Origin of the sequence: Flavobacterium frigoritolerans (assembly GCF_025847275.1) — a bacterium.
In the GTDB taxonomy this organism is placed as follows: Bacteria; Bacteroidota; Bacteroidia; order Flavobacteriales; family Flavobacteriaceae; genus Flavobacterium; species Flavobacterium frigoritolerans.
The window spans coordinates 106,838-127,391 of record NZ_JAOZEV010000001.1 but is presented as its reverse complement, the minus strand read 5'-3'; the positions used below and the strand labels follow the sequence as shown (position 1 = coordinate 127,391).

Here is a 20,554-nt window from a genome sequence, read left to right as displayed (position 1 = left end):
ATGTGTTAGAAAAAAATAATGAATTATATACTAAAGTATTATTTATAGTTAAAATGGTTGTTAGTTTGTTGTAAATTGAAACGAAACTATAGATTATATTTTATTAAACAAAGAAAAGTATTGCAAAATGTGTTCGAGCACATTATATTTGTATTGTTGGAATATTTGTATCAAAAAGATAATTGAAGAATAATATGAATCAGGGAATTAAGAATTATGAAGTAAAATCAATAGCTGTAAACCAATTAATTGTATCTGGAAAAGGTGATTCTGAATTATGGAAAACAGCAGTTATCCTAGATGATTTTTGTTCGCCTTGGGATTCTAAAGCAGTTTCCCGAATCGAGTTTAAAGCCTTATGGGATGCCGAGCAATTATTTTTTTGTTTTACAGTATATGATTCTGAAATTCATATAGAAGAGGAAGACGATAGTATTGATAGTATCAATAATTCTGATAGGGTAGAACTCTTTTTTAGACCAAATAGTTCACTTAATCCGTATTATTGCATGGAGATTGATACTAAAGCCAGGGTAATGGATTTTATAGCGTATCCTGATAAGAATTTTAATTTTGATTGGTCATGGCCAAAAGATGATTTAGTAGTTAAATCATCTGTAAATGAGGATTCTTTTGTAGTAGAAGGCGCGATACGTATTGCATCCCTGAAGCAATTTGATTTAATAAAGAATAACCAAATCGAAACGGGAATTTTTAGAGCCAAATATTCTAAAACAGATAGCTCTGATTATGAACCCACTTGGATCACTTGGGTGAATCCTGATACCGAAACACCCAATTTTCATATTTCATCATCGTTTGGAATCTTAACTTTGGAAGACTAGATTATTCCAGATAAAAATCGGCATTTTCGGAATTAATAATATCAATAGGTAAGAGTGTAACAGCAGGAGTTTCTTTATGAAAAAGGAAATGCTCTACAAGGTATGTTATGCCAAGATAAGCTTGTCTTTTTTGGTTTTGATGAATCAGGAAATCAATTACACCAAGATTTAGATTGTTTACATTCTCGTCGATTAAATCGTACCCAATGATTCGGATTTTTTTATCCTTAATCTCACTAATAGTTTTGGCTATTTGATATGCCTTGGATGTAGTAATAAAAACACCAGCTAAATCAGGATTTTCACTAATGAAATTTTTAAGAGTAACTTCTACATTTGGACTTTTTAGTTTTAAAGTCGTAATCTTATAATCAAGGTCTTCTTTCTCGCTAAAATAATTTCTGAAACCTCTTTCTTTTTCCTGCATGTGAATTGCATTCTTGTAGGTTTCGTCAATATGTATAATAGCAATATGTCCTCTGATTAGAATTGTATTTAATAATTTGGCTGCTACGCGACCACTTCTAAATAAATCTTGTCCAACAAAATTCTTTATTAAAGTAGATTCTACCTGATTATTAAATGTATTTACAATGATATTTAAAGAATCGTATTTTTTTATAGCATCCAATGTTTCCTTATGGAATAATGGTGCTAACAAAACTGCATCTGGCGATTTCTCTATAATAGTTTCATTGGTGTTTGTAAACGATTTTGTTTTCTCAGGATTAAAATAAAATGTTTCAACAAGTATATTGTAGGCTTTAAATTCCTGAACAGCATCTTTTATTCCTTGGATGCAGGGAAGCCAATAGGGATCGATTTCAGGATCAGGTAATAAAATACAGATCTGATAAATCTTATTGTTCTTTAAATTTCGAGCAATAAGATTGGGTTCGTAATCAATTACATTTAAAACTTCGTTTACTTTTTCTAGAGCCAGCGGAGAAACTTTTCCTCTTTTATGCAATACCCTGTCAACAGTACCTTTCGAAACACCTGCTAATTTAGCAATATCTTTAATCGTATATTTTTTATTCATAAGGAGGCAAATATATAAAAACTTTGTATTTATTTTTTTTAGGAAATATTTATAAAGTAAATGGCTTTTTAATTTGTAATGAAGTATTTGGTTCTGTAATAAATAATGTACTGAAAAATTTGTATGCAAAATAAAAATATAAAATTAGGTATTCTTAGTTTCAATTAACGTAAAAATCTTAATAATTTTCAAGAAGATTTTTATCAATATTTTCAGGCATATATATAAGTGTGCTCGATAACATTATTTAAGTGTGTTCGAGCACATTTTTTGTTTTTTCTTAGGTTAATTAAAATTTAATATCTAGTTTCGTAAAGTTGAAATTAAAATAAAAACCTATTTTACGAACAAATAATAGTGTAATAAGCAGTATTGCAGTATTTTAATATATTATAAAAGTGAAGAAAATTATATCGTTGGCACCAGGAAGAACGTGCCTTTTTGGGGATCATCAAGATTATTTAGGATTGCCTGTTATAGCTTGTGCAATAAATAGGAATATACAATTGACAGCAATACAAAATGAGACTTCAGTTTTTAAACTAAACATGGAGGATATTAATGAAGTTAGAGTCATTGATATCAATGCAACTTTTGTAGAATTAGAGCCACGTGACTACTTCGCTTCTTCGTTACGAGTTTTAAGAAGACACGGCTGTATTCCTACTGTAGGATATGATATAACTGTAAAAGGAGATATTCCTATTAATTCAGGGACATCAAGTTCATCGGCATTATTAATGGCATGGATTAATTTTTTGATAACTGCTTATGGCGTTGATTGCGAGGTGACTCCTGAATTTATAGCGCAAATGGGATATGCATCAGAAGTTTTGGAGCATGGAGAGCCAGGCGGAATGATGGATCATTTTAGTATAGGAGTAGGGAATATTGTTCATATTAATACAAGCGTTCCGTTCTCGTACAACATAATTGGCACAGAATTAAAAGGATTAATTACAGGAGTTTCTGGAGTTCCAAAGGAAACAATTGGGTTAATAGGAGAATTAAAAGGCAATGCATTATTGGCTATCGATATTATAAAACAGAATTTCAAAGATTTTGATTTACATAAAACCGAATTAGAAGATATAGATAAATATCGTAATTATTTACCAGACAGATTGATTCCGTTTTTTGAAGCAGCTATAAAGAACTATCAATATACAAAAGAAGCATTAAAAGAATTTGATAAACCAACGCTTGATTTGGTAAGAATTGGTGAATTAATGAATATGCATCATGCAGTTTTAAGAGATTTATTAAAAATAACAGTACCAAAAATCGACGATATGATTAATGCCGCATTGCGCGCAGGAGCTTATGGTGCCAAGATTGTTGGTTCAGGTGGTGGTGGAAGCATTGTTGTAATTGCAGATCCTAAAAAAGAAGATGCAGTTGTAGCTGCAATATTGGCTGCTGGAGCAAAAGAAGCCTATACAGTAACCGTAGATCCAGGAGCAAGAATAATAGAACAACCTAGTTTAGTGTAATTTTTTTTAACCCATAGAATCATAATTTGCAAAGTCTAAAAAAGGCGTTTCATTCAAAAGAAACCATATAGAGTAGAGCTATGCGGAAAAATTATAATTCTCTAGAATAGCTTCTTGATAATTTAAGACTATGTTTCTATGCGTTAAATGGCATTTTTCGGCTCGAGCAAAGCGAACAGACGTAGTAATTAAGCCAAAACAAGGTATAACAATATAATAATATTAAAATTTTAAAGAAAAAATCATGCATGACAATTTAATTATTTTAGCAGGCGGTGCATCTTCTCGAATGAAAAAAGAAGTTGTATTAAATAATTTAACCGAAGAAGAAATCGCTCAGGCGAATGAAAGAAGTAAAGGCTTAATAGGAGTAGGTCCTAACGGAAGACCCTTGTTGGATTATCTCTTGCTAAATGCAAAAAAAGCAGGATATAAAAACATCATTATTATTATAGGAGAACAAGGAGAATTGTTTAAAGAATTTTACGGAAACCAAGATAAAAATAATGATTTTCATGGATTAAATATTTCATTTGCAGTACAGTATATTCCAGAAGGAAGAGTAAAGCCGTTTGGTACAGCCGATGCATTATTTCAAGCAGTAGCCCAATATCCAGAGATGAATACTCAAAGTTACTCCGCTTGTAATAGTGATAATTTATATTCTACAGCAGCATTGCTTGCGCTAAGAGAAACGAATAGTCCAAATGCTTTTATAGGCTACGACCGTGATGCATTAGATTTTCCATCCGAAAGAATTTCGCGTTTTGCAATTGCCAAGCTAGATGAAAATAACCACTTATTGGATATTTTAGAAAAACCAACCGCAGACGATTTAGAAAAATACAAAGACTCGGAAGGAAAATTAAGAGTAAGTATGAATGCTTTTAAATTTGATGGAGCAATGTTATATCCTTATTTGAAAAACTGTCCAGTTAATCCTGAAAGAGACGAAAAAGAATTGCCAACAGTACTTTTAAATACAATAAAAGACAACCCAAATACCGCTTTAGGAATCCCTTTTTCTGAGCATGTTCCAGATTTAACAGCCAAAGAAGATATTGCAGAAGTAAAAGAATATCTAAAAAAATACTACCCAGAATTAAACTGGGAATCATAAAAATTAACAAAAATTTCATATCTAATTTAGGAATAAGAAGAACTTATTGAACTACTTTTGTCGTAGTATTGCAAAAAAATCGCAACAAGCTGTGATGAATTTGCAAAAATTATGAAAGTGTTGGTGCTATTTTAGATTGAAAAAAACAACTAATCAATTAACCATCAACCAAAAAAAAATTATGTCAAAGATTGAAAGCGCAGTAAGTATAGGCCAAAGGAGTACAATTATTCCTATGGTTATTTTAACCGCATTATTTTTTATTCTAGGATTTGTTACCTGGCTTAATGGGCCTTTAATTCCTTTTTTTGAGTTAGCTTGTGAGCTAACCGCTTCTCAAGCTTATTTTGTAACATTTGCTTTTTATATCGCTTATTTTGTTATGGCAATTCCATCATCTTGGGTTATCGAGAAAGTGGGATATAAAAACGGAATTTCACTTGGTTTAATTGTAATTGCAGTAGGAGCTTTTATGTTTTATCCAGCAGCAGCAACAAGAACTTTTGTATTCTTTTTATTGGCATTATTTACCATGGGAACAGGTTTGGCAATTTTACAAACTGCAGCAAATCCTTACGTAGTAGTTATTGGACCAAGAGAAAGCGCTGCTGCAAGAATTAGTGTTTTAGGAATCGCAAATAAATTTGCAGGATTTATAGCGCCATTAGCCCTGACAGCTTTGGTGTTATCAAATATGCAAGAATACACAGCAGATAAAATTGCACTTTTAGACGAGGTTTCTAAAACAGAAGCCCTAAATTTGCTCACATTACAATTGCAAACGCCATATCTTTATATGGGATTGGTTATTTTGGTTTTGGCACTTTTAGTTAAGCTATCTCCGTTACCAGAAATTGATTTGGATGAAGAAGGTGATGTACTGCATTTAAGTATTTTTAAGCAAATAAAAAATGCTTTCAAACACCCACAATTAGTTTTAGGAGTAATAACTCTAATGTTATATTTAGCAGCCGAAGTTTTAGCAGGAGATTCTATCGGAGGATTCGGAAAAGAACTTGGCGTGTATGGTAAAGACGGTAATTTTTATTTAAAATTAACTTCATTTACAATGTCGGCGATGGTAGTAGGATATGTTTTAGGGATTACATTAATACCTAAATATCTTTCTCAAGTTACTGCATTAAAAGCATCTGGAATTTTAGGATTAATTTTAGTAATTTTAATAGTTGTTATATCACCAGAAATAACGGTTCAGTTTTCGGGGATTCCAGCTATACCATTAGTAGTTATTTTAGTAGCATTAATGGGACTTGCAAATGCACTTTGCTGGCCAGCAATATGGCCAATGGCACTTGCGGATTTAAAAGGATATACCAAAATAGGAAGCGCAATTTTAATCATGGGTATTATAGGAGGGGCAATTTTCCCTTTAGTTTATGGAGCTTGGGCAGAAAGCATTAATACAAGTAATATAGCAAATGGAGTTGCTAAAACTGCTAAAAGCGGAAATCAAATAGCATATTTAATGCTAGTACCATGCTACTTAATGATTATATTTTTTGCATTTAAAGGGCATAAATACAGAAGTTGGTCTCGCAAATAAAAACAGGATAAATAAATAAAGTAAATATAAAAAGAAGCGAATAATGTTAAAAAGTTCCATAGATAAGGCAACAGGTTTCGAAAAGCGATTCGAAAACATTGACACAGTAGTTTTTGAAAATTCAACCGAAGCATCTAAAGCAGTTGCGCAGCAAATAGCGGCACTTATCAAGTCAAAACAAGAAAAAAATGAATCATGTGTATTAGGATTAGCAACAGGATCTTCTCCAAAAGGGTTGTATGCTGAGTTAGTACGTTTACACAAAGAAGAAGGATTAAGTTTTAAAAACGTAATCACTTTTAATCTGGACGAATACTATCCAATGGAACCGGATTCAGTAAATAGTTACGTGCGATTCATGAAAGAATTGTTGATGGATCAAGTAGATATTTTACCTGAAAATTACCATATTCCAGACGGACTTTTATCAAAAGAAGAAATTGCAGATTATTGTGCAGATTATGAAGCTAGAATCGAAGCTTTAGGAGGAATCGATTTGCAGGTTCTTGGAATTGGAGCCAATGGACACATCGGATTCAACGAATCAGGTTCATTACAAAACTCAAAAACAAGATTAGTAGCGTTAGATCACATAACAAGAGTTGCAGCAAGTAAAGACTTTTTTGGATTAAACAACACGCCAAGAACAGCTATTACACTTGGAGTAAAAAAGATAATGGAAGCCAAACAAGTTATCTTATTAGCTTGGGGAGAAGGAAAAGCAGAGGTTGTAAAAAAATCTGTAGAAGGAGAAGTTACCAATAGAATTCCTGCGTCATTTTTGCAAGAGCATAACAATGTTGTTTTTGTTTTAGACAAAGAAGCATCATCAAAACTAACAAGAATCAACAGACCATGGTTAGTAGAGAAAATTGTTTGGACAGACAAATTAACTCGTAAAGCTGTTTTAGGATTAGCCTTAGATTTAAAGAAACCAATTTTAATGCTTACCGATGCCGATTATATCGAAAATGGAATGAGTGATTTATTGGCAGATTCAGGACCAGCTTATGATATCAATATAAAGATATTCAACAAATTGCAAAATACCATTACAGGATGGCCAGGAGGAAAACCAAATGCGGATGATACCAAACGACCAGAAAGAGCTGAACCAGCAAGAAAAAGAGTATTGATATTTAGCCCACATCCAGATGATGATATCATTAGTATGGGAGGAACATTCATGCGTTTGCAAGAACAAGGACATGAAGTACACGTAGCATATCAAACCTCTGGAAATATAGCTGTAGCTGATGATGAAGCATTGCGATTTGCAAGATTCGTTACCGATTACAACGAAAAATTTGGAATCAAAAGTGTCGAAGCAGAAAATATCTACCAAAAGGCAGTAACATTCTTAACAAACAAAAAGAATAGCGAGATTGATATTCCAGAAGTACGTTACATCAAAGGATTAATCAGAAAAGGAGAAGCACGTTCGACTAGCCACTTTGTAGGTTTACCAGACGAACAAATTCATTTTATGGAGCTTCCGTTTTATGAAACAGGAACAATCGAGAAAAAACCAATTGGAAAAGAAGATATCCAATTAACAATGGATTTAATCGATAAAATCAAGCCACATCAAATATATGCAGCAGGAGATTTAGCCGATCCACACGGAACACATAAAGTATGTTTGGATGCAATTTTTGAAGCAGTAAAACAATTAAAATCAAAAGACTATATGAAAGACTGTTGGGTTTGGTTGTACAGAGGAGCTTGGCAAGAATGGGGAATTGACGAAATAGAAATGGCAGTACCAATGAGTCCAGATCAGGTATTAGCAAAACGTCACGGAATCTTCAAACACCAATCGCAAAAAGATGGAGTTGTATTCCAAGGATCAGATGCACGTGAATTCTGGCAAAGAGCCGAAGATAGAAACAGTGAAACAGCACAATTATACAATGAATTAGGATTATCACGTTATGCTGCAATGGAAGCCTTCGTGAGATGGCACTTTTAGAAGTTGTTAAGGTTCTGAGTTACTAAGATTCTAAGTTTTTTAGGGCTTTATAATATTCGCCACGAATTCCCGAATTATATTTAAACCTAATTCGGGAATTCGTGGCGAAATCATTTTAATTCTTTTAATCTGTGGCAAAAAAATAAAAATTAGAATAGCTTTGTACCAACAAGAAGTAAGAAAGAGAATAAGTCCATATTCTATTTTCTTATTTTTTTCTTCTTAAAAAACATGGAACAAAATAAAAAAGAGCTTATAAAATTGGCACATACAAAAATGCCCTTCGGGAAGTACGAAGGACGTTTTCTTATTGATTTGCCTGAATATTACGTAGTTTGGTATAGCAATAAAGGATTTCCAAAAGGTGAATTAGGATTGCAATTGCAATTGGTTTACGAATTAAAATTAAATGGTTTGGAGGAGTTAATTCGTAATATTAAGAAGCGATATCCGAAACCGTAAAAAAGTATTAAGATAGTTTTGGATTTTGTAGATGATTTGCTAATCATTTTTATTTTTGTGTATTGAAATTTAATTTGGTAAATGGAAAATAGTATTAAAAAATCAAGTTCGGGTCAGGTTTTAAGTGTATTGTCGTTCATATTGTCAACTATTGCAATAATTTCGGCAGGGTTATGTTGTGTGACAACTTTTATAAGTCCTATAATTGGAATACCTTTTGGGTTGTTGGCAGTTTTTCTTGGCTTTGTTTCTGTAATCTCAGCAACAATCGGCATGTCTCAAGCAAGAAAAAGTAATAGTTCTTTACTTATTTCACAGATTGGATTATGGGTAGGAATAATTGCTGTTGCAATTGTTGTCGTTTTTATTTTAGTAATATTTTATTGGATGGGGACTCAAATGCTGAGATAGGAGATTTAACATATTTTTGTAATTTTATTATTTTAAGTTAATTGAACCGTTTTATATAGATAAGATATCCTGATTTTCTATATCTATTTCTAGCACAATTTATTTGTTTTTTCTTCATGAATTAGATTTTTAATAGATTTGTTATTCATAGATTGCGCAGATTAAAATGTTTTTTTTAAAATAATCTGTAGATAAAAAGAAAATAATAATAATAGCTTTGCAAGAGAAGCAAGAAAGAGAGTTCTATATTCTTTGTTCTTGTTTTTTTTATTTTAAAAAATAGAACAAGACAAAAACTTCTCATAAAATTAACTCACGCCAAATGCCTTTCGGGATATACGAAGGCAGATATTTAATCAATCTTCTTGAATATTATGTAGTTTGGTATAGTAATAAAGGATTTTCAAAAGGTGAATTGGGATTGCAATTACAATTGGTTTACGAATTAAAATTAAATGGTTTGGAGGAATTAATTCGTAATATTAAAAAGCGATATCCGAAACCGTAAACAACACAGCTTATATTTTTTGGAAACGTAGAGTATATACTACGCAACTTCCTAAAAAAAGCTACAACTTTTTTAAAATCTATTTTAAAGCTTTATAATGCAAATCGAAAAAAAATATCCAGGATTATTATAATTTATTTTTAGACTAATAACTTATCAAGTTGATTTCTAAGGCGTATAAAACCTAAGTTAATCTTAAATCCAGAGAGTATAAAAACAGTGTAAAATAAAAGGATAAGAAAAATCTTTTTATTTAATTGTTAATAACTTATAGTCGATCTATCGGGTTTGTGTATGTGTTTTTTTATTTTTGTAATAATTAAGATATAAAATATATGGAAAACAATCTACCTACGTCGAATGCAGGTCAAGGAATGGGTATTGCAGCTTTAGTATTAGGAATAGTAGCTGCTATAGCAGCATTTATTCCTTGTTTCGGTTTAATTGCAATACTTTTTGGAGTACTAGCTATCATTTTTGGAGCAATTGGCTTATCGCAAGCAAAAAAAGAAAACGCTCCCACTACAATGCCAAAAGCAGGTTTAATACTAGGGATAGTTGCAACAGCTTTTGTTATTATATGGATGTTAGTTGTTGTAGGAACTATCGGTTCTGCTGTTGTGTCTCATAAAGACGAGATCGGTAAAGCTTTAGATTCTATAAATGCTGAAACAGAAAAACTACAAGATTCTTTAGAAAATAGTGTAGAAGTAACAACAGATACAGTTAAAGTAGAAGTAGAGAAATAATATATATTCTTTGGAAATAAAAACTTCTTACGGAATAGATTCTTATAAAAAGATAAACTTAATTTTTATTATATTAATTATGTTTATCTTTTTTTATTCCTATTTGTCAACTTTTTTAAATTTTGGAATACGCTCTACTTGTGAAGGTATGCCAATCAGTTATTGTAAAAGCCGCGGTTTAACAAGGGCCTTTTCTCAAATTCTGAATTTCAATTTCAAGCAGGCAATTGCTTACAATGCCTACGGCTTAAAAATTTTTTCATTTTTTCTAATTCAATTAATAGCCCGTTTGGTTATTAATAAAATAATTAATTTTTCTAATTTTAAGTTAGTATTGACTTTTGATATCATTTGCAGTTCTATATTTTTTGTTTTTTCATTTTATAACTTAGTTGTAATATAAAAATTAAGACTGAATAAATAGATTGATTAAAATGGAGTCTATTTGAAAAGAAAAATTGTGAATTACGGAAACAACTAAACGTTCTGTTTAAAAAAATGGAAATTATCTAATTATCTAATTGACAATTTGTCCAATTTAATTTGTACTTTTGCCACGTTTTTTACACAACTACAATACAAACAACAACAGAATGAATCAAACGAAATATATTTTTGTTACAGGTGGTGTGACTTCTTCACTAGGAAAAGGGATTATCGCAGCGTCTTTAGCAAAATTGTTACAAGCAAGAGGTTATCGCACAACTATTCAAAAATTTGACCCGTATATAAATGTAGATCCGGGGACATTGAATCCGTATGAGCATGGAGAATGTTATGTGACTGATGATGGAGCTGAAACCGATTTGGATTTAGGACATTATGAGCGTTTTCTTAACGTTCCTACATCACAGGCTAATAACGTAACTACTGGTAGAGTATATCTTTCGGTTATTGAAAAAGAGAGAAGAGGAGAATTTCTTGGAAAAACGGTACAGGTAGTACCTCATATTACCAACGAAATTAAAGATAGAATGCAATTACTAGGTAAATCTGGTGATTATGATATTGTTATTACCGAAATCGGTGGAACAGTAGGAGATATAGAATCATTGCCTTATATAGAGTCAGTTCGTCAGTTAGTATGGGAATTGGGAGAGAATAACGGAATTGTAATTCATTTAACTTTAGTGCCATATTTGGCTGCTGCTGGAGAATTAAAAACAAAACCAACACAACACTCTGTAAAAACTTTAATGGAAAGTGGGATCAAAGCTGATATTTTAGTTTGCAGAACAGAACACGAACTTTCAGATGAATTACGTAACAAACTTGCTTTGTTCTGTAATGTAAAAAGAGAAGCTGTAATACAGTCAATCGATGCATCAACAATATATGAAGTACCTAATTTAATGCTAGAAGAAGGATTAGATGTAGTTGCTTTAAAGAAATTGGATTTGCCTAAGAAAGCAGCACCGGATTTAAAAAACTGGAACACTTTCTTGAAAAGATTAAAAAATCCAAAGCATACAATTAATATTGGTTTGATAGGTAAATATGTAGAAATGCAAGATTGCTACAAATCAATTTTAGAAGCATTTATTCATGCAGGAGCTTCAAACGAAACTAAAGTAAATGTAGTTTCTATACATTCAGAGCATATTAATGCAGATAATATAGAAGACAAATTGAAAGGTTTAGACGGAATTCTTGTGGCTCCAGGTTTTGGAGAAAGAGGAATAGAAGGAAAAATTGAAGCAGTGCGTTATGCACGTGAAAATAAAGTTCCTTTTTTCGGAATTTGTCTTGGAATGCAAATGTCAGTAATCGAATATTCACGTAATATTTTAGGTTATACAGATGCAAACTCAACAGAGATGAATGAGAATACTGCTCATCCAGTTGTGAATTTAATGGAAGAGCAAAAAACAGTAACCGATAAAGGAGGAACAATGCGTCTTGGAGCATGGAAATGTGATATTACGCCAGATTCATTGGCACATAAAATTTACGGTAAAACAACTATTTCAGAGCGTCACAGACACCGTTATGAGTATAACAGTCAGTATGTAGATGAATTGCAAAAGGCCGGATTAATTGCTTCAGGAGTAAATCCAGATACAGGATTGGTAGAAATTGTAGAATTAAAAGATCACCCATTTTTTATTGGAGTACAATACCATCCAGAATACAAAAGTACAGTTGCGAATCCGCACCCAATTTTTGTGAATTTTATAGCTGCAGCGGTAACAGCTCATAAAAAATAATACGTATTTGTATAAGTTTCTGAAAACAGAAGAAACGTAAACATAAAACTTAGAATAAAAATTATAATGGAAGAAAAAAAATTTGACCTCAATTCAGTTATTGGTTTTATATTGATTTTTGGTATTTTGATTTGGATAATGTATCAAAATAAACCTTCTGAAGCTACTATAGCTGCAGAAAAAGCCAAGAAAGAATTAGTTGCAAAACAAGAAGCTCAAGCTAAAGATGCTACTGCTAAAGCTGCGGTTTTACCAGTTGCAACAACTCCAGGAGATACTTTACAATTGGCAAAATTGCAAAAAACATTAGGAGGATTTGCTTATTCAGCTACACTTCCTTCTGCTAAAGATGCTTATACAACTATCGAAAATGATGTAGTAAAACTAAAAATCGCCAATAAAGGGGGGTATATAGTAGAAGCTATTTTAAAGAAATATGAAAAATTTAAAAAAGGATCAGGTGAATTAGTAGAGTTGATTAAAAACAACAATGCTAATTTAAACATTCAACTGGTTACTAACGATAATCGTACTTTAAATACAAAAGATTTATTTTTTGAGCCAACATTGACTAAAAATGGTGAGGATCAAGTATTGTCTATGCGTTTAAAAGCAGGTCCAAATGAATTTTTGGAATACAAATATGTATTAAAGCCAAATGATTATATGATCGGTTTTGATCTTCGTTCACAAGGATTAAATAAAGTTTTGAATACATCTAAACCTTTGGATTTAGAGTGGGATTTAAAAACGTATAGAAACGAAAAAAGTGTTTCATATGAAAACCGTTATGCAGAGATATATTATGAATATAATGACGGAAAAACTAGCTACGTAGGTCAAGGAGAAAATAAAGAAGAAACGCCAGAAAAAGTAAGTTTTATTGCTTTTAAACAACATTTCTTCTCTACAATTTTATTGACAAAAACTCCTTTTGAAAAATCAAGATTACATTCTCATAACTTAGTTAAAGATGAGAAAGTTGATACAACATTTACAAAAGATTTTAAAGCAAATGTTCCATTAGCATTTTCAAATGGAGAGATTGATTATAAAATGAGCTGGTATTTTGGACCATCTGATTATAAAACTTTAAAATCATATGATGCAAATTTAGAAAGAATCATTCCATTAGGTTGGGGAATCTTCGGATGGATTAATAAATTTATCTTCATTCCTTTATTTGGATTCTTGAGCTCTACAATTGGATTATCATTAGGTATTGCTATTATTGTTTTTACAATTTTGATAAAAATAGCGATGTCGCCAATAACTTACAAATCATTCTTGTCGCAGGCAAAAATGAAAGTATTGCGACCTGAAATTACTGAGTTGGGAGAAAAATACAAAAAAGACCCAATGAAGAAACAGCAAGAAACAATGAAGCTGTATAATAAAGCAGGAGTAAACCCAATGGCGGGTTGTATACCAGCCTTGATACAACTTCCGTTTATGTATGCTTCGTTCCAGTTTTTCCCATCAGCATTTGAGTTAAGACAAAAAAGCTTCTTATGGGCAGACGATTTATCTTCATTTGATGCTATCGCAAAATTACCATTCCATATTCCATTATATGGAGATCATATTAGTTTGTTCCCAATATTGGCAGCAATTGCGATTTTCTTTTACATGAAAATGACATCTGGTGATCAACAAATGGCAGCTCCTCAACAAGAAGGTATGCCAGATATGGCTAAGATGATGAAAATCATGATTTATGTATCACCGCTAATGATGTTGATATTCTTCAACTCGTATGGAGCAGGTTTGAGTTTGTATAACTTTATCTCTAACTTAATTACAATCGGAATTATGTTTGTAATTAAAAACTATATTGTAGATAGTGATAAGATTCATGCTCAAATACAAGAAAACAAATTAAAAGAGCCTAAAAAACAAGGTAAGTTCCAAAGACGTTTACAAGAAGTTATGGAGCAACAAGAAGCTGCTAAAGCTGCTAAAGGCAAAAAATAATATAACATTGAAAATAAAAAAATCTCGATTTATCGGGATTTTTTTATACCCGTATAATTTATTAAGGAACTATTTCGTTAAGAATAAAAATAGAATATAAAATGGTTTGTAAAAGAATACTACTCGGATTGCTTTTGTTGAATGCTTTTTTTATAAATGCACAAACATTAAATAAGCTAGATGAAAACGGAAAAAAAGACGGGCTTTGGAAAGGAACTTATGAGGAATCAAAAAGACCCCGTTACGAAGGAACTTTTAGTCATGGCAAGGAAACTGGTGTTTTTAAGTTTTATGATGATACTAAGGCAGCCAGTGTAATTGCAACAAGAGATTTTAGTGCCAACGACGGTAGTGCATATACTATTTTTTACGATCAAGCGAAGAATAAAGTAAGTGAAGGAAAAGTGATCAATAAGCTTTTTGAGGGTGAATGGAAATACTATCATCAAGCTTCTCCAGCAGTAATGACTATTGAAAATTATAGTAAAGGAAAGTTAAATGGCCTGCGTTCCGTTTTTTATCCAAATGGGAAAATTGCGGAAGAAATGAATTATAAAAACGATGTTAAAGAAGGTTTTTATAAAAGATATGCCGAAAACGGAAATGTTTTAGAGCAGTTAAACTATAAAAATAACGAGTTTAACGGAGAAGCGGTTTTTAATAATTCAAATGGAGTTGTTGCTTCAAAAGGGATATTTGTAAATGGAAAAAAATCGGGTAATTGGCAGTTTTTCGAAAAAGGAAAGCTAGTAAAAGAAGTCAATATGAGCGATCCGAAAAATACAAACAAAACAGCAGATAAAGTCGAGAAGAAAAAAAAATAAAGTGACACAGTTTAATTTATCCTAACAGGTTTTTAAAACCTGTTAGGTGTTTTGTATCAATTATTATATCCACTATTATATCCACAAGGTGAGAAAAAGATCTTCTTTAGGATAACAATTAAGATTAACTTTCGGTATATTCAATCTTCCTTTTATCTAATTTTAATTTTGGTTTATTGGTCTCAGGTTGAAATTTTAACTTCATTACTTTTAGTGCAGAGTGGCTTAGCTTGCATAATAAAGCTATGTTATATTATTGATTAAGTGAAATGTATAAGCTAAAAAAACTATGTTTCTATGTGTTAAATAATAACACCAACGAGCTGAAATATAAGAGTATAGTGCATTTTTTAGAAGTAATTAAATTAAAAAAAAATACAATCAAAAATTATAATAACTTTTATCTACTCCTCGATTGTATAAACTAATGGAAACAATAGTTGTTATCTGCAATTAAGGATTAACTTTGCAAAATAATTTTTTTTAGATTTCGAATATATGAAACGTGTAGTAGTAGGACTTTCCGGAGGTGTTGATTCTAGTGTTGCGGCTTATTTGTTGCAACAACAAGGATATGAGGTTATTGGTCTTTTTATGAAGAATTGGCATGATGATTCAGTTACTATTTCTAACGAATGTCCTTGGTTAGAAGATAGTAATGATGCTTTATTGGTAGCCGAAAAACTTGGGATTCCTTTTCAAACCGTTGATTTAAGCGAAGAATACAAAGAAAAAATCGTTGACTATATGTTCAACGAATATGAAAAAGGACGCACACCAAACCCGGATGTGTTGTGTAATCGTGAGATTAAATTTGATGTTTTCATGAAAATCGCATTAAGTCTTGGAGCTGATTATGTAGCTACAGGGCATTATTGTCAAAAAACAGAAATCGATGTTAATGGCGAAAAAGTATACCAACTTATAGCCGGAGCAGATACAAATAAAGATCAATCTTATTTTTTATGTCAGTTGTCACAAGAACAGTTGGCTAAATCATTGTTTCCTATAGGAGGATTAACAAAACCAGAAGTGCGCGAAATTGCTGCTGAAATGGATTTGGTTACTGCTGAAAAGAAAGATTCACAAGGGTTATGTTTCATAGGGAAAGTACGTTTACCAGAGTTTTTGCAACAAAAACTACAACCAAAAGATGGTTTAATTGTGCAAATTGATAAAAACGATCCAATATATAATTCAGAAAAATCAGAGGACTTATCTGTTGAGAAAGAATTAGAATTTGAATCTCAAAGACTGCCTTACGCTCCAACAATGGGTAAAGTGGTTGGGAAACATCAGGGTGCACATTATTTTACTATTGGTCAACGAAAAGGGCTTAATGTAGGTGGAACAACAGATCCATTATTTATCATAGCAACCGACGTAGCAACCAATACGATTTATACAGGTTTAACGAGTCAGCATCCTGGTTTGTTTAAAAAAGCATTGTTTATAGAAAAATCAGAAGTACACTGGATTCGTACCGATTTGGCTTTAAAAAATGGAGAACAAATGGAAGTAATGGCAAGAATTCGTTACCGTCAGCCTTTGCAAAAAGCAACCTTACACCAATTTGAAGGCGGAATGTACATTCACTTCGATGAGCCACAATCGGCTATAACCGAGGGGCAATTTGCAGCTTGGTATTTAGATAATGAATTAGTTGGTTCGGGAGTAATTTCTTAGATTAGTACTTTTTTACGGAAGGTTTTTACCTTAACCCAAAAAGTAGCCTATGAAAAGATATATCCTATTTCTTCTTTTATTGGTTTCATCTGCGGCATTCTCGCAAGAAGAAGCATGGGTTTATTTTAATGCCAAACCCAATTCTCAAACCTATTATGATGATCCTTTATCGATGCTTTCACAGAGAGCGTTGGATAGAAGGCTTAGGCAAAATATTGCTTTGGACTTTAAAGATATTCCGATTGAAACGGCTTATATCAACCAGATAAAAGCAAGCGCAGGAATAACGGTTATGGCAAAATCCAAATGGTTAAATGCACTTCATATTCGGGGAACACAAGCAGATATTAATGCTCTTAAACTATTATCATTTGTGTCTAAAGTCGATTTTGCAAATAAATCTTTAGATCTTACAGGGAGAAAAATAGCTTCAGAAAAAGTAAAATCAACCAATAAGAAGCTTGAGACGGCAGTGAATTATTCTTATGGAATATCTGCAAATCAGATCCAAATGCTTAATGGGCAAATTCTACACCAACAAAATTATACAGGTTCAGGCAAAATAATTGCCGTTCTCGATGCTGGTTTTCCAGGTGTTAATACAGCAAGTACTTTTCAGCGTTTAAGGGATAATAATAAAATTTTAGGTGGTTATAATTACGTTTTAAGAAATCCGGATTTTTATGCAGGCGTTTCTCATGGTACCGAGGTTTTATCGACTATGGGAGGGTATAAAGAAAATGTTTTAGTTGGTACTGCTCCCGATGCTTCCTATTATTTGTTTATTACTGAAGATGATACTTCAGAGAATCCTGTTGAAGAATCGCTTTGGGTAGAAGCAGCAGAAGAGGCAGATAGATTAGGAGCTGATATTATTACGACTTCTTTGGGGTATTTTGGATATGATAATGCAAATTATAGCCATAGTTATAGTGATATGAATGGTACAGCTAATTATATTTCGAGAGGAGCAGAAATTGCTTTTAGTAAAGGAATGATTGTAGTTGCATCTGCAGGTAATGAAGGAAATACTTCGGAGAAACATATTGGAGGTCCAGCCGATGCTGTATCTGTAATTACCGTAGGATCAGTTACGGCTACCAAAACGTTATCTTCTTTTAGTTCTATTGGACCTAGTTATGACCAAAGAATCAAACCAGATGTTATGGCACAAGGAACAGCGGCAGTAGTATCTGATGTTTTTGGAAATATTGGTACAACTAACGGAACTTCTTTTTCATGCCCAATAATGGCAGGAACAATTGCTTGTCTATGGCAGGCTTTCCCAAATAAAACAAATCAGGAGATTCGACAGTTGGTTTTGCAATCATCAGATCGATATACGTTTCCGAATATTCAATATGGCTATGGAATTCCCAATTTCAGTCTGGCGTTGAATACCGCTTTAAATGTTGATTCGATTAATAAATCAGATTTTTTAGTATATCCTAATCCAACAAATTCAGATATTTATTTTACTTTATCAAAAGATATTAATGAAGCCTTTCTAACAGTATATTCTTTACTTGGGCAAAAGGTAGTTGAAAGACAAATTTCCAATCAGAGTTCGATAGTTTCGTTGCAATCGTTACATTCTGGGATTTATTTTTATACTTTAGAGGCGAGTAACCTGTATAAAACAGGGAAAATTATAAAACAATAATTGGCAGTAGTACATGAATAAAATAACAACTCTTTTTAATATAAAATACCCAATAATTCAGGCAGGAATGATTTGGAATAGTGGATACAAACTTGCAAGTGCAGTGAGTAATGCTGGTGGTTTAGGAATAATAGGAGCAGGCTCAATGTACCCAGAAGTATTGCGAGAACACATTCAGAAATGTAAAAAAGCAACTTCAAAACCCTTTGGAGTGAATGTGCCAATGCTGTATCCTAATATCGACGAAATCATAAAAATAATTGTTGATGAAGGGGTGAAAATTGTATTTACATCGGCAGGAAATCCTAAAACATGGACATCTTTTTTAAAAGAAAAAGGGATTACAGTTGTGCATGTGGTAAGTAGTACTATTTTTGCTTTAAAAGCTCAGGAAGCAGGTGTAGATGCCATTGTAGCAGAAGGTTTTGAAGCAGGAGGACATAATGGACGTGATGAAACAACGACTTTTACATTAATCCCGATGGTGCGCGAAAAAATTAGTATTCCACTCATAGCAGCAGGAGGAATTGCAACAGGAAAAGGAATGCTTGCAGCAATGGTTTTAGGTGCAGATGGAGTTCAGGTGGGCAGCCGTTTTGCAGCCTCAACAGAATCTTCTGCACATGATAATTTTAAACAAACTATTGTTAATGTAAAAGAAGGGGGTACACATTTGACATTGAAAGAATTGGCTCCAGTGCGATTAATTAAGAATAAATTTTATCAAGATGTTCAGGCATTGTATGAAAAATGTCCAACAAAAGAGGAACTTGTTGCGCTTTTAGGAAGAGCAAGAGCAAAACGCGGTATGTTTGAAGGAGATTTGGAAGAAGGAGAATTAGAAATAGGACAAATAGCAGGACTTATTCATGATATTAAACCAGCTGCTGAAATTATAGATGAGATGATTTCAGATTTTGAAACTGCACGTAAACAAACATTAAATTTAGATTTTTAAATAAATGAATCGAATAAAAATTTATATAGTATTATTTTTTCTAGGACTTGGTTTGCAACAAGCCTATAGTCAGAGTTATAAGTTTAGAACTTCTGGTTATAGCGTTTTAGAGAAAAATGAAAGAGGAAAATGGGGTAAGTGGTCAGATTTGGAATTGGTTAATATTTTGGTTGTTTTAGATACAGATAAGAACCGAATTGTAGTTAATTCACAAGAGACACAAGTATATCAAATTTCAGATTATATAGCTAGAGAAGAAAATGATACAGATATTGTGTATTCTTTTATTTGTAAAGATTTAAAAGGGAACGATACTAAATTATCGATTATAACAAGAAAAAAGCAGGATAACAGAAAGCAATTATATATAAACTACAACGACCGAATCATTGTGTATAATATTTTTACTATCTAAAATATACTAATCTATAATTTAGAGAAGATTAAAAATTAAACAACCCTGATAAGTTTGTAAAACTTATCAGGGTTGTTTTTTAATGGCTTGTATAACCACAATTCACGAAACTTTTATTTCTTTTGAATTTTAGGTTAAGTAGAAAATTAGAATCTTAGTAGCTCAGAGCTTCAGAATCAAAAAAACTACTCAATATCCTTGATAAACTCATCATATTCTAAGTAAAACAATTCCAAGGCATTCATTTTTTCAAAGTAAAAGTCGAATATTTCATCCCAATATTTACGATTACTAAAACCAACACCTAGTTTTTCTACCCAAATACGGCTGATAGTTTTACCACTTTCTAAAGTGTATTCTTTTTCAAAAACAAGGTCTTTGATAAATTCGTCTTCCAGAATATTTTTTAACGCCTCCAGTTTTTCATAGTAAGCATTTCGTTTGTCGTCACTACGGTGTTCGATGTCTATTAAAACCTGTGCTTTTTTATTATCGACATAAAATTTAAAAGAGAAATCTTTAATTTTGGTATCGTAGAGCACCCACTTTCGGGGATATTTCTCGGCAAAAGCCACCCAAAACTCTCTCTTCATTTTCTGTGATTCTTCTTTACTGTACATTTTTATTAGCTTAAACTCTGGAAAATTTGTGAGACACTATT

17 protein-coding genes and 1 pseudogene are annotated in these 20,554 nt (G+C 32.1%); 16 read left to right on the top strand and 2 right to left on the bottom strand.

The genetic code is table 11. From position 1 onward, the window contains the following. Positions 1-194: 194 nt before the first annotated feature. Complete coding sequence (locus OIU80_RS00565) at positions 195-845, top strand: sugar-binding protein (RefSeq protein ID WP_264285166.1); 651 nt, start codon at positions 195-197, stop codon at positions 843-845. 1 nt (position 846) lies between these two features. On the opposite strand, the gene OIU80_RS00560 is transcribed toward OIU80_RS00565, so the two are convergent. Then, on the bottom strand, positions 847-1,887 hold the full coding sequence (locus OIU80_RS00560; protein WP_264285165.1) for a LacI family DNA-binding transcriptional regulator: 1,041 nt from the start codon (positions 1,885-1,887) through the stop codon (positions 847-849). 398 nt (positions 1,888-2,285) lie between these two features. Between OIU80_RS00560 and OIU80_RS00555 the strand changes: the two genes are divergently transcribed. From OIU80_RS00555 to OIU80_RS00485, 15 genes and pseudogenes are all read left to right on the top strand, one after another. Continuing rightward, positions 2,286-3,380 (top strand): mevalonate kinase family protein, encoded by a 1,095-nt coding sequence (locus OIU80_RS00555; protein WP_264285164.1) that lies wholly within the window; start codon positions 2,286-2,288, stop codon positions 3,378-3,380. Positions 3,381-3,624: 244 nt separating this feature from the next. Further along, positions 3,625-4,500, top strand: a complete 876-nt coding sequence (locus OIU80_RS00550) for a sugar phosphate nucleotidyltransferase (protein WP_264285163.1) — start codon at positions 3,625-3,627, stop codon at positions 4,498-4,500. Between the two features lie 181 nt (positions 4,501-4,681). Beyond that, entirely contained in the window at positions 4,682-6,064 is a 1,383-nt protein-coding gene (gene gluP, locus OIU80_RS00545) for a glucose/galactose MFS transporter (protein WP_264285162.1), read from the top strand. Between the two features lie 43 nt (positions 6,065-6,107). Next, positions 6,108-8,036 carry a glucosamine-6-phosphate deaminase gene (gene nagB, locus OIU80_RS00540; RefSeq protein ID WP_264285161.1) on the top strand — a complete coding sequence of 643 codons (1,929 nt, stop codon included), beginning with the start codon at positions 6,108-6,110 and terminating at the stop codon, positions 8,034-8,036. A gap of 231 nt (positions 8,037-8,267) precedes the next feature. Further along, a complete protein-coding gene (locus tag OIU80_RS00535; protein WP_229990684.1) occupies positions 8,268-8,498 on the top strand; it encodes a DUF3820 family protein in 231 nt (76 codons plus the stop codon). Positions 8,499-8,579: 81 nt separating this feature from the next. Then, on the top strand, positions 8,580-8,909 hold the full coding sequence (locus OIU80_RS00530) for a hypothetical protein (protein WP_264285160.1): 330 nt from the start codon (positions 8,580-8,582) through the stop codon (positions 8,907-8,909). A 269-nt stretch (positions 8,910-9,178) separates the two neighbouring features. Next, positions 9,179-9,417: pseudogene (locus tag OIU80_RS00525) on the top strand (DUF3820 family protein). A gap of 335 nt (positions 9,418-9,752) precedes the next feature. Further along, positions 9,753-10,166, top strand: a complete 414-nt coding sequence (locus OIU80_RS00520; protein ID WP_264285159.1) for a DUF4190 domain-containing protein — start codon at positions 9,753-9,755, stop codon at positions 10,164-10,166. A gap of 593 nt (positions 10,167-10,759) precedes the next feature. Further along, a complete protein-coding gene (locus OIU80_RS00515; RefSeq protein WP_264285158.1) occupies positions 10,760-12,373 on the top strand; it encodes a CTP synthase in 1,614 nt (537 codons plus the stop codon). Positions 12,374-12,439: 66 nt separating this feature from the next. After that, positions 12,440-14,347 (top strand): membrane protein insertase YidC, encoded by a 1,908-nt coding sequence (gene yidC, locus OIU80_RS00510; protein WP_264285157.1) that lies wholly within the window; start codon positions 12,440-12,442, stop codon positions 14,345-14,347. Positions 14,348-14,448: 101 nt separating this feature from the next. Beyond that, positions 14,449-15,171, top strand: coding sequence for a toxin-antitoxin system YwqK family antitoxin (locus tag OIU80_RS00505; protein WP_264285156.1), 723 nt, complete (start codon positions 14,449-14,451; stop codon positions 15,169-15,171). Positions 15,172-15,669: 498 nt separating this feature from the next. Beyond that, on the top strand, positions 15,670-16,857 hold the full coding sequence (gene mnmA, locus OIU80_RS00500) for a tRNA 2-thiouridine(34) synthase MnmA (protein WP_264285155.1): 1,188 nt from the start codon (positions 15,670-15,672) through the stop codon (positions 16,855-16,857). 49 nt (positions 16,858-16,906) lie between these two features. After that, positions 16,907-18,520, top strand: coding sequence for a S8 family serine peptidase (locus OIU80_RS00495; protein ID WP_264285154.1), 1,614 nt, complete (start codon positions 16,907-16,909; stop codon positions 18,518-18,520). A gap of 13 nt (positions 18,521-18,533) precedes the next feature. Continuing rightward, positions 18,534-19,478 carry an NAD(P)H-dependent flavin oxidoreductase gene (locus OIU80_RS00490; RefSeq protein ID WP_264285153.1) on the top strand — a complete coding sequence of 315 codons (945 nt, stop codon included), beginning with the start codon at positions 18,534-18,536 and terminating at the stop codon, positions 19,476-19,478. A 4-nt stretch (positions 19,479-19,482) separates the two neighbouring features. Continuing rightward, complete coding sequence (locus OIU80_RS00485; RefSeq protein WP_264285152.1) at positions 19,483-19,893, top strand: hypothetical protein; 411 nt, start codon at positions 19,483-19,485, stop codon at positions 19,891-19,893. A 185-nt stretch (positions 19,894-20,078) separates the two neighbouring features. On the opposite strand, the gene OIU80_RS00480 is transcribed toward OIU80_RS00485, so the two are convergent. Then, a complete protein-coding gene (locus tag OIU80_RS00480) occupies positions 20,079-20,513 on the bottom strand; it encodes a DUF4268 domain-containing protein (protein ID WP_264285151.1) in 435 nt (144 codons plus the stop codon). Positions 20,514-20,554: the final 41 nt, after the last annotated feature.

Coding starts and splice junctions, on each gene's coding strand:
- OIU80_RS00480 (WP_264285151.1), bottom strand. CDS start 20,513: ATGTACAGTAAAGAAGAATCACAGAAAATGAAGAGAGAGTTTTGGGTG.
- nagB (WP_264285161.1), top strand. CDS start 6,108: ATGTTAAAAAGTTCCATAGATAAGGCAACAGGTTTCGAAAAGCGATTC.
- OIU80_RS00485 (WP_264285152.1), top strand. CDS start 19,483: ATGAATCGAATAAAAATTTATATAGTATTATTTTTTCTAGGACTTGGT.
- OIU80_RS00505 (WP_264285156.1), top strand. CDS start 14,449: ATGGTTTGTAAAAGAATACTACTCGGATTGCTTTTGTTGAATGCTTTT.
- OIU80_RS00560 (WP_264285165.1), bottom strand. CDS start 1,887: ATGAATAAAAAATATACGATTAAAGATATTGCTAAATTAGCAGGTGTT.
- gluP (WP_264285162.1), top strand. CDS start 4,682: ATGTCAAAGATTGAAAGCGCAGTAAGTATAGGCCAAAGGAGTACAATT.
- OIU80_RS00520 (WP_264285159.1), top strand. CDS start 9,753: ATGGAAAACAATCTACCTACGTCGAATGCAGGTCAAGGAATGGGTATT.
- OIU80_RS00550 (WP_264285163.1), top strand. CDS start 3,625: ATGCATGACAATTTAATTATTTTAGCAGGCGGTGCATCTTCTCGAATG.
- OIU80_RS00530 (WP_264285160.1), top strand. CDS start 8,580: ATGGAAAATAGTATTAAAAAATCAAGTTCGGGTCAGGTTTTAAGTGTA.
- mnmA (WP_264285155.1), top strand. CDS start 15,670: ATGAAACGTGTAGTAGTAGGACTTTCCGGAGGTGTTGATTCTAGTGTT.
- yidC (WP_264285157.1), top strand. CDS start 12,440: ATGGAAGAAAAAAAATTTGACCTCAATTCAGTTATTGGTTTTATATTG.
- OIU80_RS00565 (WP_264285166.1), top strand. CDS start 195: ATGAATCAGGGAATTAAGAATTATGAAGTAAAATCAATAGCTGTAAAC.
- OIU80_RS00490 (WP_264285153.1), top strand. CDS start 18,534: ATGAATAAAATAACAACTCTTTTTAATATAAAATACCCAATAATTCAG.
- OIU80_RS00535 (WP_229990684.1), top strand. CDS start 8,268: ATGGAACAAAATAAAAAAGAGCTTATAAAATTGGCACATACAAAAATG.
- OIU80_RS00515 (WP_264285158.1), top strand. CDS start 10,760: ATGAATCAAACGAAATATATTTTTGTTACAGGTGGTGTGACTTCTTCA.
- OIU80_RS00495 (WP_264285154.1), top strand. CDS start 16,907: ATGAAAAGATATATCCTATTTCTTCTTTTATTGGTTTCATCTGCGGCA.